We start from the raw sequence: 14,801 nt of genomic DNA on the forward strand, positions 1-14,801 counted from the left end.
GGTGGCAAACTGTGCGCAGTCAAATCGCCGTATGCTGTCGGAGAAAGCTGTGAAAATACTGGTTGATGAAAATATGCCCTATGCGGTTGACCTGTTCAGCCGTTTGGGAGAGGTACAGGCGGCGCCGGGGCGTCCTATCCCGCAGGCTGCGCTGGCGGACGCCGATGCGCTGATGGTGCGATCGGTAACCAAAGTGAATGAAGCGTTGCTGGCCGGCACCCGCGTCGGTTTTGTCGGCACTGCGACCGCTGGCACCGATCACGTTGACGAACGCTGGTTGCAGCAGGCCGGCATCGGTTTTTCTGCCGCACCGGGTTGTAACGCCATTGCGGTAGTGGAATACGTGTTTGCTGCCTTGATGCTGCTGGCGGAGCGTGACGGCTTCCATCTACGGGATAAAACCGTGGGGATTATTGGCGTTGGCAACGTTGGCTCGCGTCTGGATGCGCGCTTGAAAGCGCTGGGGGTGCGCACCCTGCTGTGCGATCCGCCACGCGCCGATCGCGGCGATGCCGGTGAGTTTTGGCCGCTGGAAAAACTGGTGGCGGAAGCTGACGTACTGACCTTCCATACGCCGTTGAATAAAACCGGTCCTTACGCCTCGTTGCATATGGCGGATGCGCAGCTGTTGGCGGCGCTGCCGGATAACCGCATCCTGATTAACGCCTGTCGCGGTGAAGTGGTGGACAACGCCGCGTTGCTGCAGGCGCTGCAACAGGGAAAAAAACTCACTACCGTGCTGGACGTATGGGAACCGGAACCGGATCTGTCGCTACCACTGCTGGCGCGAGTGGACATCGGTACCGCGCACATCGCCGGTTACACTCTGGAAGGCAAGGCGCGCGGCACCACCCAGGTGTTCGAGGCCTACAGCCGGCATCTGGGCAATCCGCAACACATCGAACTGTCCTCGCTGCTGCCGGTGCCGGAGTTCAGCGAAATCCGACTTAACGGAGCGCTGGACGAAGGCAAGTTAAAACGATTGATGCACTTGGTGTATGATGTGCGCCGTGATGATGCGCCTCTGCGCAAGGTGGCGGGGCAGGCGGGCGAATTCGATCGCCTGCGCAAGCATTATCAGGAACGTCGTGAGTGGTCGTCGCTGCGCGTCCTGTGCGACGACAGCGCCAACGCGGAGCTGTTGCACCAGTTGGGCTTCAGCGTGCGATAAGCCGCGAGCGTTATCGTTCCACGGGCCGGTTTACCAGGCCCGGAATTATCGGGCGGTGGGGACACTGCCCGTCTGCTTTTACATGAAACATTTTGGAGAAACCCAATGTCTGACGGCTGGAATATCGCTCTGCTCGGCGCTACTGGCGCGGTAGGTGAAGCGTTGCTGGAACTTTTGCAGGAACGCCAGTTCCCGGTGGGCGAACTCTATCCTTTGGCCAGCGAGCGCGGCGCCGGCGAGACGGTGCGTTTCAATGGCAAATCGCTGATGGTGGAAAACGCGGAACAGTTCGACTGGTCGCAGGCACAGCTGGCGTTCTTCGTCGCCGGTAGTGAAGCGTCCGCTCGTTACGCCGTTGAGGCCGGTGATATGGGCTGTCTGGTGATCGACACCAGCGGCCTGTTTGCGCTGGAACCGGATGTGCCGCTGGTGGTGCCCGGCGTCAACCCGCAGGTATTGGCGGATTACCGCAATCGCAACATCGTCGCCGTGGCCGACAGCATGGTCAGCCAGTTGCTGACCGCGATCGGACCGTTGACCGAACAGGCCGGATTGTCGCGTCTGCATGTCATCACGTTGATGTCGGTTTCTTCACAGGGTAAGGCGGCAGTAGACGACCTGGCCGGTCAAAGTGCCCGTTTGCTGAACGGCATTCCGGCCGAGGCTGGCGTATTCGCCAAGCAGTTGGCCTTCAACCTGCTGCCGCTGGTGGCAGACGAGCAGGGTAGCGTGCGCGAAGAGCGTCTGATCGTCGATCAGGTACGCAAGGTGCTGCAGGACGAAGGCCTGCCGATCTCCGTCAGCTGCGTGCAGTCGCCGGTGTTTTACGGTCATGCGCAGGTAGTGCATCTGGAAGCGCTGCGTCCGATGGCCGCCGAGGAGGCGCGTGCCGAACTGGAACAGGTCGACAACATTCAGCTGAGCGAAGAAGACGACTACCCGACCCAGGTTACCGACGCTTCCGGCAGCGATGCGCTGAGCATTGGCTGTCTGCGCAACGACTACGGCATTCCGGAAGTGTTGCAGTTCTGGTCGGTAGCAGACAACGTGCGCTTCGGCGGCGCGCTGATGGCAATTGAAACCGCAGAGCGTCTGGTGCAGGAGCAATTTCACTGATGACCGAGGTTGCAGTACCGGTATTGAAAATCGCACTGGGGATTGAGTATGACGGCAGCCGTTATTACGGCTGGCAGCGTCAACAGGAAGTGGCCAGCGTGCAGGGCTGCCTGGAGCAGGCGTTGAGCAAGGTGGCCGATGCACCGATCGGGGTGTTTTGCGCTGGCCGGACCGACGCCGGGGTACACGCTACCGGCCAGGTGGTGCACTTTGAAACCACCGCCAGGCGCAAGGACGCCGCCTGGACCATGGGGGTAAATACCCATCTGCCTCCGGACATTGCGGTACGTTGGGTGAGTGAAGTGCGCGAGGATTTCCACGCGCGTTTCAGCGCCACGGCTCGCCGCTATCGCTACCTTATTTTCAATCATCGGTACCGTCCGGCGGTGTTGCAGCAGGGCGTGACGCATTTCTACCATCCGCTGGATGCCGATCGCATGCAGCGCGCGGCACAGGCACTGCTGGGCGAAAACGATTTCACATCGTTCCGGGCGGTACAGTGTCAGTCGCGCACGCCGTGGCGGAATGTAAAACACGTTAAGGTCACGCGCCACGGACAATATATCGTGGTAGATATTAAGGCGAATGCCTTTGTGCATCATATGGTTCGCAACATTGTCGGCAGCCTGATGGAAATCGGCTGCGGCAATCAGGATGAAAACTGGATGGCTGAACTGCTGGCGCTAAAGGATCGTAACCTGGCGGCGGCAACGGCAAAGGCGGACGGCCTGTATCTGGTTAGCGTGGATTATCCCGAGCATTTCGGCTTGCCACGCGCACCGATGGGGCCGCTGTTTTTGGCCGATGATTGAGCGTTATTTACCGTACTCCCTGATTAATCTGCCGGGTGGGTGAGACACCCGGCACCAAGAGAGAACTTATGGACATCATCAAGTTTATTATTGATTTCATTCTGCATATCGATGTGCACCTGGCGGAGCTGGTGGCGCAATACGGTATGTGGATTTACGCTATTCTGTTCCTGATTCTGTTTTGTGAAACCGGTTTGGTGGTCACCCCGTTCCTGCCAGGCGATTCTCTGCTGTTCGTCGCCGGTGCGCTGGCGTCGCTGCCGACCAACGATCTGAACGTGCATACCATGGTGGCGCTGATGGTGGTGGCGGCGATTATCGGGGATGCGGTCAACTACACCATCGGCCGGCTATTTGGCGAGCGTTTGTTCAGTAATCCGAACTCGAAGATTTTCCGTCGCAGCTATCTGGACAAAACCCATCAGTTCTATGAAAAACACGGTGGGAAAACCATTATTCTGGCGCGCTTTGTGCCGATCGTTCGAACCTTTGCGCCGTTCGTGGCCGGTATGGGGCACATGTCCTATCGCCATTTTGCCGCTTATAACGTGATCGGCGCGCTGCTCTGGGTGTTGCTGTTCACCTACGCGGGTTATCTGTTTGGCAACGTGCCGGTGGTACAGGAAAACCTGAAATTGCTGATTGTTGCTATTATCATTGTGTCAATTTTGCCGGGCATCATTGAAATCTGGCGGCATAAGCGGGCGGCGGCCCGCCAGCAAAAACAGTAAAAACATCGCTTAACCTATCGGTTCGACCAGTTTTTTATCCACAGCGCCGAGCCGATATGGTTTAATGAGCGACATTTATGGTCTGTTCCTGCGAACAACCCTGAAGCCAGTGCCTCGGTCGCGCGCATGCCGCGCTTGGCTCGGGCACTTTTTCATTGGGTGTTGCTGCGGGGGGATTGTTAAAGCATGAACTGCGGACTGGCGTCTGCCAGGTTCAAACAGAAAGGTCATCGATGAGCTGGATTGAACGAATTCTTAACAAGAGCAATATCACCCAAACCCGTAAGGCGAGCATTCCCGAAGGCGTTTGGACCAAATGTGACAGCTGCGGTCAGGTTCTCTACCGCGCCGAGCTGGAACGTAATCTGGAAGTCTGTCCGAAGTGCGACCACCACATGCGCATGTCTGCGCGTATGCGTCTGCATACTCTGCTGGATGAAGGCAGTGAAGTGGAGCTGGGCAGCGAACTGGAACCAAAAGACGTTCTGAAGTTCAAGGATTCCAAGAAGTATAAAGATCGTCTGGTGGCAGCCCAGAAAGCCACTGGCGAAAAAGACGCGCTGGTAGTGATGAAAGGTACGCTGTACGGCATGCCGGTGGTCGCCGCAGCTTTCGAATTCGCCTTTATCGGCGGTTCGATGTCTTCGGTGGTCGGTGCGCGTTTCGTTCGTGCGGTCGAGCAGGCGCTGGAAGACAACTGCCCGCTGGTCTGTTTCTCCGCCAGCGGTGGCGCGCGTATGCAAGAAGCGCTGATGTCGCTGATGCAAATGGCGAAAACCAGCGCGGCGCTGGCCAAGATGCAAGAGCGTGGTCTGCCGTATATTTCGGTACTGACCGACCCGACCATGGGTGGGGTTTCCGCCAGTCTGGCGATGCTGGGCGATATCAACGTTGCCGAGCCAAAAGCGCTGATCGGCTTTGCCGGCCCACGCGTTATCGAACAGACGGTGCGCGAAAAACTGCCGCCGGGCTTCCAGCGCAGTGAGTTCCTGATCGAAAAAGGCGCGATTGACATGATCGTTCGCCGCCCGGAAATGCGCCAGCGGCTGGCCAGTATTCTGTCCAAGCTGACCAATCAGCCGCAGCCGGCCCTTGACGACGACGCGCAGACCATCGCGCCGGAAAATCAGCCAGACGCCTAAGCCGTTGGCCGCGCCGCTGCGGATATCATCCGTAGCGGCGCTCAACCGTCGTTTTGTGGCTAAGCGATAGTTGGAGCGTAGCGCATTGCCTTTACCGCGGTGAGGGTGGTGCCCTGATGGATTAATGAACCCAAGTTCAGTGACGGGACTCATGCAAAACCACCAAATTCCTCAAGCCACCTCGCCCCTGAGCTCGTGGCTTTACTATCTGGAACGTCTGCACAGTCAGGCGATTGAACTCGGTCTGGAACGCGTACAGCGCGTTGCCGCGCACCTTGAGTTACTGACTCCCGCCCCCACGGTATTCACCGTTGCCGGTACCAACGGCAAAGGCACCACCTGCCGTACGCTGGAAGCCATTTTACTGGCGGCCGGCTTGCGCGTCGGCGTCTACAGTTCGCCGCATCTGGTGCGTTACACCGAGCGCGTGCGCGTGCAGGGAGAAGAGCTAACTGAAGCGGAACACAGCCGGGCCTTTGCCGCTATCGAAGCAGGCCGCGGCGAAACGTCGCTGACCTATTTTGAATTCGGTACGCTGTCGGCGTTGCATCTGTTTCGCCAGGCCAAACTCGACGTGGTGATTCTGGAGGTCGGCCTCGGCGGGCGTCTGGATGCTACCAACATTGTCAACCCGGACGTGGCGGTGATCACCAGCATCGCGCTGGATCACACCGACTGGCTGGGCGACGACCGCGAAAGCATTGGCCGTGAGAAGGCCGGTATTTTCCGCGCTGGCAAACCTGCGGTGGTTGGCGAGCCGGATATGCCGGCCTCGATCCGCCAGGTGGCCGAAACGCTGGGCGCGCAGTTGCACCGCCGGGGTGATGACTGGAGCTTCAACGAACAGGGCGATCGCTGGCAGTGGCAAAGTGGTAGCACGCTGCTGACCGATTTACCGACACCAAACGTGCCGTTGCCGAATGCCGCAACGGCGCTGGCGGCGCTGCATTACTCGGCGCTGGAAATCGACGAGCGGGCGATATTTACCGGTTTGCAACAGGCGACGCTACCGGGGCGCTTCCAGGTGGTGCAGCAGCAACCGCTGCTGATACTCGACGTGGCGCACAATCCGCATGCCGCCGGCTATCTCGCCGGCCGGCTGGCGGCCTTGCCACGCAATGGCGGCAAGGTACGGGCGGTGGTGGGCATGCTGTCGGACAAGGATATCGCCGGCACGCTGGCCTGTCTGCGCGACCAGGTTGATGAATGGTACTGCGCAGCGCTGGATGGCCCGCGTGGCGCCAGCGTTGAACAGTTGGCACAACATCTGGCGGAACCACGCTGCTTTGCCGATGTCGAAACTGCCTGGCGTCAGGCTATGCAGGATGCAGATATTCAGGATATTGTGATCGTCTGTGGATCGTTCCACACCGTTGCGCAGGTGATGGCGGCGTTAGACGAGATGCGGGGAGTGTGAGTGGCAAGCAAATTTCAGAACCGACTGGTTGGAACCGTGATTCTGGTGGCACTGGGAGTAATTATCCTGCCAGGTCTGCTGGATGGTAAAAAAAAGCATTACGAAGATGAATTCGCCGCGATCCCGCTGGTGCCGAAACCGGGCGATGCGCAGGAAAACGACGTTCTGCCGCCGGTAAGCCAGCCGTTACCGGCCCAGCCACCGGAAGGGGCCGGCGCTTTGGTTGAACAACAGGCGGCCAACGAAGCGGCAACGCAGCAGGCGGCTCGTCAGTCTGCCCAGCAGCAACAGCAGAATACCGCGATCACGCCGCCGCCGATTGAAAACACCCCGGTGCCGCAGCCAAAACCGAAACCGGTGGAAACCCGGCCGGTCGAGGTGAAACCGAAACCGCAGCCAAAACCCGAGGTGAAGCCGCAGCCGGTACCGAAGCAGGAAACCAAACCGGTGGAAGAAAAAACGCCAGCCGGTCAGGCCTATGTGGTGCAGTTGGGGGCGCTGAAGAACGCCGCCAAGGTCAACGAGATTGTCGCGACGCTGCGTCTGTCGGGTTATCGGGCGTTCACCGTACCGTCCACGCCGGTACAGGGGCAGATCACCCGTATTTATGTCGGGCCGGATGCCTCGAAGCAAAAACTGCAATCATCGTTGTCTTCACTCAACTCGCTTAGCGGTCTGAACGGGCAGGTGAAGCCGTACAGCGTGCGTTGAGCCGATCCGCTCGTCCCGGCAGCGAGAGTGTTGGCGGGGCAAGCGGTGGTTCAGCGGCTATGTAGGCGCGGCGATTAAGATTTTTTTATCGCCGCTTTTTATTTGTAACGTGGTAGGGAAATCCCCTACGCAAACGTTTTCTTTTTCTGTTAGAATTCGCCGCGAATTGGATGCGGGGCGGTTCGTTATTGGAATGGTCATGGTCTGGATTGATTACGTCATTATAGCGGTGATTGGATTTTCGGCTCTGGTGAGCCTGATCCGAGGGTTTGTTCGCGAAGCATTGTCACTTGTGACATGGGGATGCGCGTTCTTTGTCGCCAGCCATTTCTACTCTTACCTTGCAGTCTATTTCACACGTTTTGACGATGAACTGGTGCGAAACGGTATCGCGATTGCCATTTTGTTTATCGCGACGCTGATCGTTGGGGCTATTGTTAACTATGTGATCGGCTCGCTGGTCGAAAAAACCGGCCTATCGGGTACCGACCGGGTGCTGGGTATCTGTTTCGGGGCATTACGTGGCGTGTTGATCGTCGCCGCGATACTGTTTTTCCTCGACACCTTTACCGGCTTTTCGCAGAGTGAGGACTGGCAACGGTCACAGCTGATCCCCCAGTTCAGTTATATCATCAGGTGGTTCTTTGACTACCTGCAGAGCACGTCGAGTTTCTTACCGACCCATTTACCGGGGCGGTAGCGCTGATGAGGAAAAGACAACATGTGCGGTATTGTCGGTATCGCCGGTTTTATGCCGGTAAACCAGTCGATTTATGATGCGTTGACGGTGCTCCAGCACCGTGGACAGGATGCCGCCGGCATCGTCACCATTGATGCCCATAACGGGTTCCGTCTGCGTAAGGCAAACGGCCTGGTAAAAGATGTATTTGAAGCACGGCATATGCAGCGCTTGCAGGGCAACATGGGGATTGGCCACGTTCGCTACCCGACGGCTGGCAGCTCCAGTGCCTCAGAGGCTCAACCTTTTTATGTCAACTCACCGTTCGGCATCACGCTGGCTCATAACGGTAACCTGACCAACGCCCATGAACTGCGCCAGTCGCTGTTCGAAAGCGGCCGTCGTCATATCAACACCACCTCCGACTCCGAGATCCTGCTCAACGTGCTGGCCGCCGAGCTGGACCGTTTTCCGCACTATCCGCTGGAATCCGACAACATCTTTACCGCGGTGGCGGCGATGCATCAGCAACTGCGCGGCGCTTATGCCTGCGTGGCGATGATTATCGGCCATGGTCTGGTGGCGTTCCGCGATCCTAACGGTATTCGTCCGCTGGTGATTGGCAAACGCACCCTGGAGGACGGCCGTAACGAATACATGGTGGCCTCCGAGAGCGTGGCGCTGGATACGCTGGGCTTTGAGTTCCTGCGCGACGTGGCACCGGGCGAAGCGGTATACATCACCGAAAAGGGCCAGCTGTTCACACGCCAGTGCGCAGAAAACCCGAAAACCAATCCGTGCCTGTTCGAATACGTCTATTTTGCCCGTCCGGATTCCTTTATGGACAAGATTTCTGTCTATAGCGCCCGTGTGCGCATGGGGCAGAAACTGGGTGAAAAGATTGCCCGCGAATGGGAGGATCTGGACATCGACGTGGTGATCCCGATCCCGGAAACCTCCTGCGACATCGCGTTGGAAATCGCCCGTATTCTGGACAAGCCGTATCGTCAGGGCTTCGTCAAGAACCGCTACGTTGGCCGTACCTTTATCATGCCGGGCCAGCAGGCGCGTCGCCAGTCGGTACGCCGCAAGCTGAACGCCAACCGTGCGGAATTCCGCGACAAGAACGTGCTGCTGGTGGACGATTCTATCGTACGCGGCACCACCTCTGAGCAGATCGTCGAAATGGCACGTGACGCCGGCGCCAAACGTGTCTATCTGGCTTCCGCTGCGCCGGAAATCCGCTTCCCGAACGTGTATGGCATTGATATGCCAAGCGCCAATGAGCTGATTGCCCACGGCCGTGAAGTGGACGAAATCCGCCAGATCATCGGTGCCGACGGCCTGATCTTCCAGAATCTGGACGATCTGATCGAAGCGGTACGCGAAGAGAACCCGGATATCGCCCAGTTTGAATGTTCGGTATTCAATGGCGTCTACGTCACCAAAGACGTCGATCAGAGCTATCTGGAATATCTGGAATCGCTGCGCAACGACGATGCCAAAGCGATGCGTGGCCAGACCGAAGCCGAAAATCTGGAAATGCACAACGAGGGCTAAGCCCGTACTGAACCAGGGCACCGCGGCGTCTGCTGCGGTGCTTTCCCGCCTGGTTAACTTGCTTATCCGCCCCCGTTGCGGCAAAGTCTGCCTGTTCCCCTAATTTTCTGGCAGAGACTCCCTTATGAAACGACTCATCATCGGCATTTCCGGTGCCAGCGGCGCTATCTACGGCGTGCGTTTGCTGCAGGTTTTGCGCGACGTCGCCGAGGTGGAAACCCATTTGGTGATGAGCAACGCGGCGCGGCAGACCCTGGCGCTGGAAACCAGCTACAGCCTGCGAGAAGTCCAGGCGCTGGCCGACGTGGTGCATGATGCGCGCGACATTGCCGCCAGCATCTCCTCCGGCTCGTTCAAAACGCTGGGGATGGCCATTTTACCCTGTTCCATCAAAACGTTATCCGGCATTGTCAACAGTTACAGTGACGGTTTGCTGGCCCGTGCCGCCGACGTGGTGTTAAAAGAGCGTCGCCGTCTGGTGCTGTGCGTGCGTGAAACGCCGTTGCATCTCGGCCATTTGCGCTTGATGACCCAGGCGGCGGAAATGGGGGCGCTGATCATGCCGCCGGTGCCGGCGTTTTATCATCAGCCGCAAACCGTGCAAGATATTGTCGACCAGACCGTAAATCGCGTTATCGATCAGTTTGATATAGAACTGCCGCAAGATCTGTTCATCCGCTGGCAAGGCGCAAATTAACAAATTAACATCCAAAATTGCACATTTGTGCAACACCGCACTGTATTAGGGCGTTAGCTGCACCATAATGATCCCTCAACACCACGCACACTGTTTCATGGCGCTGGCACAGCGTTGCCGCCCGTAGCGCGGCCCTGAATGGCCGATTTAATTTTGCGGTTATCGTCCCGGGAAACAGTTTTGTGCAGCGCGGAGTCGTTCCCTCCGCCTGTCGCAAGCAATGTGGCACGATTACTGCAAATTGATTTGGTGGGAATAATGTCCGCAGTGACATCAAAAAAATCAATTTGAGGGTAATGTATGAAAAAGCGGTTTTTGGTTGTTCCTTTAGTGATGGCCCTGGCTGCGGCCAGCAGCGCTTTTGCCGCCATTCCGACTACACTCAAGATCGGCACCGATCCCACCTATGCACCGTTTGAATCCAAGAACGCCAAGGGCCAGCTGGTGGGCTTTGACATCGATCTGGCCACCGAGCTGTGCAAACGCATCAATACCCAATGCACCTTCGTCGAAAGCGATTTCGATGCGCTGATCCCTTCGCTGAAAGCCAAGAAAATCGACGCTATCATCTCGTCGCTGTCGATCACCGAAAAACGCCAACAGGAAATTGCCTTCACTGACAAACTGTTTGCTGCCAATGCGCGTCTGATTGCGCCGAAAGGAGCGAAAATCCTGCCTACCGTCGACTCGCTGAAGGGCAAGAGCGTGGGCGTGTTGCAAGGCACCACCCAGGAGGCCTACGCCAACGTCAACTGGCAGCCGAAAGGGGTGACCGTGGTGCCTTACCAGAACCAGGATCTGGTGTATGCCGATCTGGCTTCCGGGCGTATCGACGCAGCGTTCCAGGACGAAGTGGCGGGCAGCGATGGTTTCCTGAAGCAGCCGCCGGGCAAGGATTACGCCTTTGCCGGTGAAGCGGTAAAAGATGACAAGTTCTTTGGCATCGGTACCGGCATGGGGCTGCGCAAGAGCGATACCGAGCTGAAGGCGGCGCTGGACAAGGCGTTCGCCGAGATGCGTAAAGACGGTACTTACGACAAATTTGCGAAAAAATACTTCGATTTTGACGTCTACGGCGGCTAATCCCGCGCACCAGCGCATCCATCCTGGGGGCTTGCCCCCAGGTAATGCTCAATGACGACAGGATGAAGTAGATGCTGCAAGGCTATTCCCAACTGATATTCGAGGGCGCTCTGGTTACGCTGGAGCTGGCGCTCAGTTCCGTATTGCTGGCGGTGGTGATTGGCCTGATCGGCGCCGGTGGCAAACTCTCCCATAACCGCCTTATTGCCAGCATGTTTGGCGCCTATACCACGCTGATTCGCGGCGTGCCCGATCTGGTGTTGATGCTGCTGATTTTCTACGGCCTGCAAATTGCCCTCAACGGCGTGACCGAAGCGCTGGGCGTGGCGCAGTTTGATATTGACCCGCTCAGCGCCGGCATTATCACCCTGGGGTTCATTTACGGCGCCTATTTTACCGAAACCTTCCGAGGCGCCTATATGGCGGTGCCGCGTGGCCAGATTGAAGCGGCGACCGCCTTTGGCTTCAGTGGGGGACAGACTTTTCGTCGCATTCTGTTCCCGGCGATGATGCGTTTTGCCTTGCCGGGCATCGGCAACAACTGGCAGGTGATTCTGAAGGCGACGGCGCTGGTGTCGATTCTGGGGCTGAATGACGTGGTCAAGGCCACTCAGTTGGCCGGCAAGGGCACCTATCAACCGTTCTTTTATGCGATTGTCGCCGGCGTGGTATATCTGATTTTCACCACCGTTTCCAACGGCGTGCTGCTGTGGCTTGAACGGCGTTATTCCCTGGGCGTCAAGAGGGCCGAGCTATGAGCGAGATTTTACAACAGTACTGGCAGTCGCTGTTGTGGAGCGACGGTTACCGCTTCAGCGGCGTCGCGGTCACATTGTGGCTGCTGATTGCCTCGGTGGTGATGGGCGGCTTGCTGGCGGTCCCAATGGCGGTGGCGCGGGTCTCTCCGTTGCGCTGGCTACGTTTTCCCGTGTGGCTGTATACCTATGTATTTCGCGGTACGCCCCTGTACGTGCAACTGCTGGTGTTCTACTCCGGTATGTACAGTCTGGAAATCGTGCGTGGTACCGAGTTGCTCAACGCATTTTTCCGCAGCGGGCTCAATTGCACCATTTTGGCGCTGACGCTCAATACCTGTGCCTACACCACCGAAATTTTCGCCGGCGCGATTCGTTCGGTGCCGCACGGTGAAATCGAAGCGGCCAACGCCTACGGCTTTTCACGCTTTAAAATGTATCGCTGCATCATTTTACCTTCGGCGTTGCGAAGCGCGCTACCGGCCTACAGCAATGAAGTGATCCTGATGCTGCACTCCACCGCGCTGGCATTCACCGCTACCGTACCGGATTTGTTGAAGGTCGCTCGTGATATCAATGCGGCAACCTATCAGCCGTTTTATGCTTTCGGTATTGCCGCAGTGCTGTATCTGGCCATTTCGTATGCGCTGATCAGCCTGTTCCGGATAGCGGAAAAGCGCTGGATGGGACACGTTACCCAACGATGAATGACGGGATTAAAACCATGTCTGAAAACAAATTAGCCGTCACAGAACTGCATAAACGCTATGGTGAACACGAAGTATTGAAAGGGGTCTCGCTGGCGGCCAACGCCGGGGATGTGATCAGCATCATCGGATCTTCCGGTTCGGGCAAAAGTACCTTTCTGCGCTGTATCAACTTCCTGGAAAAGCCCAGCGAAGGCTCTATCAGCCTGAACAATGAAAATATCCGCATGGTGCGCGACAAGGACGGGCAGCTCAAGGTAGCCGACAAAAAGCAGCTGCAACTGCTGCGTACCCGCCTGACCATGGTATTCCAGCATTTCAACCTGTGGAGCCATATGACGGTGTTGGAAAACGTGATGGAGGCACCGATCCAGGTGCTGGGGCTGAGCAAGGCTGAAGCGCGTGACCGCGCGGTGCGTTATCTGGATAAAGTGGGCATCGATGAGCGTGCGCGGGGCAAATACCCGGTGCACCTGTCCGGTGGACAACAGCAACGCGTGTCGATCGCCCGTGCGCTGGCGATGGAGCCGGAAGTGCTGTTATTTGATGAGCCGACCTCGGCGCTCGATCCTGAACTGGTGGGAGAAGTGCTGCGCATCATGCAAAAACTGGCGGAAGAGGGCATCACCATGGTGGTGGTCACGCATGAAATGGAGTTTGCCCGTCACGTTTCCAACCACGTGATTTTCCTGCATCAGGGGCTGATTGAAGAACAGGGGCCACCGGCGGAGGTCTTTGGCAGTCCGAAAAGCCCGCGCTTGCAGCAGTTCCTGTCCGGTGCGCTGAAATGAGGTAACACGACCGGCGGGCGCGTGACGGCGCCCGCGCTTTATGTCTGGTGGTTAATCACCGCCTCTAGCGCCTGCTCCAGTTCAAAGTATTGAAAGCTGAATCCTGCTTCTTCCAGCCGTTTCGGCACCGCTCGCTGCCCGCCGAGCACCAGAACGGCCGCTTCGCCCATCATGAGTTTGATCACCAAAGCCGGCACCCGTAGAATCGCCGGCCGATCCAGCACCTTGGCAAGCGTCGCGGCAAACTGTTCGTTATGCACCGGATAAGGCGCGACCATATTGAATGGGCCGTGCAGCGTGGGGTGTTCGAGCAGGAAGATAATGCCGTTGACCATGTCATCCAGATGGATCCAGGGCAGATACTGCCGGCCATTGCCGATCGGGCCGCCAAGCCCGAGTTTGAACGGCGGCAGCATTTTGGCCAGCGCACCACCGCGGGGGGCCAGCACCACGCCGGTACGCAGCAGGCAAACGCGAGTGGCGTCGCTTTGCGCGCGCAGCGCCAGTGTTTCCCAACGCTGGCAGAGCCGGTGGGTGAACTCGTCCTGCGGCGCTTCGTCCTCGGTCACTACTGCCTGATCCTGATCGCCGTAATAGCCAACGGCGGAGCCGGAAATCAGCACCGCCGGCGGAGTGGCGCTGGCGTTGATCAGGCTGGCCAACCTTTCGGTCAGTTCCCAACGGCTACGGCACAAACGCTCTTTTTGTGCTTTGCTCCAGCGCTTGTCGGCAATCGGCTCGCCCGCCAGGTTGATGACCGCGTCAATATCATCCAGGTTCTGTTTATCCTGCAAGGTTGACCAATAGCGAATGTCGTTATCGCCGAGCCGACCCCGCGCGCGTTCAACGTTGCGCGTCAGTACGGTAATCTGGTGAGAAAGGGCCGACAGCCGCCGTGTCAGGCTGCTTCCTATCAATCCTGTTGCGCCGGTGATCAAGATACGCATGGTCTGGCTCCCTGAAGGCAGGCTCAGCTCTGGCGATAGCTCATGGTCATGGACACCGAATCGGCATAACGCAGGGCGAGCAGTTTATCTATTTCTACTTCAGCATAGGTTACCCACGGATGTTGTTTCACGATATCGAGCACATCCTGGGTTAATTTTTCCAATAGTGCGAAGCGGTTATCCTCAACGTGGCGAATAATCGCCTTGGTGATGGTGCGATAATTGAGCGCATCGTCAATGTCTTCGCTGTTGCGTGCCCGATCGGCCGGATAGTGAATGGCGACGTTGATCAAAATGTCCTGACGGTTGTTGATTTCTTCTTCCTTGATGCCGATAAAAGTGCGTAACCGCAGGTTTTTGATGCGAATAATGGCGTCGGGTTGATTGAATGACATCCGAGGTTCTCCAGGGTTTTGATTATGTTGCCCAGAATACACGGAAAGTAGGGAAATGATAACGCACTGACAACAAACGCTGCCGAC

16 protein-coding genes are annotated in these 14,801 nt (G+C 57.5%); 14 read left to right on the top strand and 2 right to left on the bottom strand.

Annotation, left to right across the window (positions count from 1 at the left end; genetic code table 11):
* Window positions 1-49 precede the first annotated feature (49 nt).
* From pdxB to hisP, 14 genes are all read left to right on the top strand, one after another.
* Window positions 50-1,171: a 4-phosphoerythronate dehydrogenase PdxB gene (pdxB, locus tag NYE85_RS11500; protein WP_259004876.1), complete on the top strand. Its 1,122-nt coding sequence runs from the start codon at window positions 50-52 to the stop codon at window positions 1,169-1,171.
* Between the two features lie 105 nt (window positions 1,172-1,276).
* A complete protein-coding gene (locus NYE85_RS11505; RefSeq protein WP_259004878.1) occupies window positions 1,277-2,287 on the top strand; it encodes an aspartate-semialdehyde dehydrogenase in 1,011 nt (336 codons plus the stop codon).
* Window positions 2,287-3,099, top strand: coding sequence for a tRNA pseudouridine(38-40) synthase TruA (gene truA / locus NYE85_RS11510; protein WP_259004880.1), 813 nt, complete (start codon window positions 2,287-2,289; stop codon window positions 3,097-3,099). The genes NYE85_RS11505 and truA overlap by 1 nt, the downstream gene beginning before the upstream one ends.
* Before the next feature lie 68 nt (window positions 3,100-3,167).
* Window positions 3,168-3,830 (top strand): DedA family protein, encoded by a 663-nt coding sequence (locus NYE85_RS11515; RefSeq protein ID WP_259004882.1) that lies wholly within the window; start codon window positions 3,168-3,170, stop codon window positions 3,828-3,830.
* A 233-nt stretch (window positions 3,831-4,063) separates the two neighbouring features.
* Window positions 4,064-4,972: an acetyl-CoA carboxylase, carboxyltransferase subunit beta gene (accD, locus tag NYE85_RS11520; RefSeq protein WP_259004883.1), complete on the top strand. Its 909-nt coding sequence runs from the start codon at window positions 4,064-4,066 to the stop codon at window positions 4,970-4,972.
* Between the two features lie 151 nt (window positions 4,973-5,123).
* A complete protein-coding gene (gene folC / locus NYE85_RS11525) occupies window positions 5,124-6,389 on the top strand; it encodes a bifunctional tetrahydrofolate synthase/dihydrofolate synthase (protein WP_259004885.1) in 1,266 nt (421 codons plus the stop codon).
* Window positions 6,390-7,100, top strand: a complete 711-nt coding sequence (gene dedD, locus NYE85_RS11530) for a cell division protein DedD (protein ID WP_259004886.1) — start codon at window positions 6,390-6,392, stop codon at window positions 7,098-7,100. It begins immediately after the preceding gene.
* 199 nt (window positions 7,101-7,299) lie between these two features.
* Window positions 7,300-7,800 carry a colicin V production protein gene (gene cvpA, locus NYE85_RS11535; protein ID WP_259004888.1) on the top strand — a complete coding sequence of 167 codons (501 nt, stop codon included), beginning with the start codon at window positions 7,300-7,302 and terminating at the stop codon, window positions 7,798-7,800.
* Between the two features lie 21 nt (window positions 7,801-7,821).
* Window positions 7,822-9,339 (top strand): amidophosphoribosyltransferase, encoded by a 1,518-nt coding sequence (gene purF, locus NYE85_RS11540; RefSeq protein ID WP_198773473.1) that lies wholly within the window; start codon window positions 7,822-7,824, stop codon window positions 9,337-9,339.
* A 124-nt stretch (window positions 9,340-9,463) separates the two neighbouring features.
* Window positions 9,464-10,036: a UbiX family flavin prenyltransferase gene (locus NYE85_RS11545; RefSeq protein WP_259004890.1), complete on the top strand. Its 573-nt coding sequence runs from the start codon at window positions 9,464-9,466 to the stop codon at window positions 10,034-10,036.
* A 300-nt stretch (window positions 10,037-10,336) separates the two neighbouring features.
* Window positions 10,337-11,119, top strand: coding sequence for a lysine/arginine/ornithine ABC transporter substrate-binding protein ArgT (gene argT / locus NYE85_RS11550; RefSeq protein WP_259004891.1), 783 nt, complete (start codon window positions 10,337-10,339; stop codon window positions 11,117-11,119).
* 71 nt (window positions 11,120-11,190) lie between these two features.
* On the top strand, window positions 11,191-11,877 hold the full coding sequence (locus NYE85_RS11555) for a histidine ABC transporter permease HisQ (protein WP_259004893.1): 687 nt from the start codon (window positions 11,191-11,193) through the stop codon (window positions 11,875-11,877).
* Window positions 11,874-12,581, top strand: coding sequence for an ABC transporter permease (locus NYE85_RS11560; RefSeq protein ID WP_259004894.1), 708 nt, complete (start codon window positions 11,874-11,876; stop codon window positions 12,579-12,581). The genes NYE85_RS11555 and NYE85_RS11560 overlap by 4 nt, the downstream gene beginning before the upstream one ends.
* Window positions 12,582-12,598: 17 nt before the next feature.
* Window positions 12,599-13,372: a histidine ABC transporter ATP-binding protein HisP gene (gene hisP / locus NYE85_RS11565; protein ID WP_259004895.1), complete on the top strand. Its 774-nt coding sequence runs from the start codon at window positions 12,599-12,601 to the stop codon at window positions 13,370-13,372.
* Window positions 13,373-13,410: 38 nt separating this feature from the next.
* Here hisP and NYE85_RS11570 read toward each other — a convergent pair whose 3' ends face one another.
* Entirely contained in the window at window positions 13,411-14,319 is a 909-nt protein-coding gene (locus NYE85_RS11570; RefSeq protein ID WP_259004897.1) for a TIGR01777 family oxidoreductase, read from the bottom strand.
* A gap of 23 nt (window positions 14,320-14,342) precedes the next feature.
* Window positions 14,343-14,714: a dihydroneopterin triphosphate 2'-epimerase gene (gene folX / locus NYE85_RS11575; protein ID WP_004960468.1), complete on the bottom strand. Its 372-nt coding sequence runs from the start codon at window positions 14,712-14,714 to the stop codon at window positions 14,343-14,345.
* Between the last annotated feature and the right edge of the window lie 87 nt (window positions 14,715-14,801).

The sequence above is a fragment of the Serratia sp. AKBS12 genome (assembly GCF_024793895.1).
Classification (GTDB): Bacteria; Pseudomonadota; Gammaproteobacteria; order Enterobacterales; family Enterobacteriaceae; genus Serratia_F.

Bases quoted from the DNA above. Each gene is read 5' to 3' on its own strand.
- NYE85_RS11505 (WP_259004878.1), top strand. From the start codon at position 1,277: ATGTCTGACGGCTGGAATATCGCTCTGCTCGGCGCTACTGGCGCGGTA.
- truA (WP_259004880.1), top strand. From the start codon at position 2,287: ATGACCGAGGTTGCAGTACCGGTATTGAAAATCGCACTGGGGATTGAG.
- NYE85_RS11515 (WP_259004882.1), top strand. From the start codon at position 3,168: ATGGACATCATCAAGTTTATTATTGATTTCATTCTGCATATCGATGTG.
- accD (WP_259004883.1), top strand. From the start codon at position 4,064: ATGAGCTGGATTGAACGAATTCTTAACAAGAGCAATATCACCCAAACC.
- folC (WP_259004885.1), top strand. From the start codon at position 5,124: ATGCAAAACCACCAAATTCCTCAAGCCACCTCGCCCCTGAGCTCGTGG.
- cvpA (WP_259004888.1), top strand. From the start codon at position 7,300: ATGGTCTGGATTGATTACGTCATTATAGCGGTGATTGGATTTTCGGCT.
- purF (WP_198773473.1), top strand. From the start codon at position 7,822: ATGTGCGGTATTGTCGGTATCGCCGGTTTTATGCCGGTAAACCAGTCG.
- NYE85_RS11545 (WP_259004890.1), top strand. From the start codon at position 9,464: ATGAAACGACTCATCATCGGCATTTCCGGTGCCAGCGGCGCTATCTAC.
- argT (WP_259004891.1), top strand. From the start codon at position 10,337: ATGAAAAAGCGGTTTTTGGTTGTTCCTTTAGTGATGGCCCTGGCTGCG.
- NYE85_RS11555 (WP_259004893.1), top strand. From the start codon at position 11,191: ATGCTGCAAGGCTATTCCCAACTGATATTCGAGGGCGCTCTGGTTACG.
- NYE85_RS11560 (WP_259004894.1), top strand. From the start codon at position 11,874: ATGAGCGAGATTTTACAACAGTACTGGCAGTCGCTGTTGTGGAGCGAC.
- hisP (WP_259004895.1), top strand. From the start codon at position 12,599: ATGTCTGAAAACAAATTAGCCGTCACAGAACTGCATAAACGCTATGGT.
- NYE85_RS11570 (WP_259004897.1), bottom strand. From the start codon at position 14,319: ATGCGTATCTTGATCACCGGCGCAACAGGATTGATAGGAAGCAGCCTG.
- folX (WP_004960468.1), bottom strand. From the start codon at position 14,714: ATGTCATTCAATCAACCCGACGCCATTATTCGCATCAAAAACCTGCGG.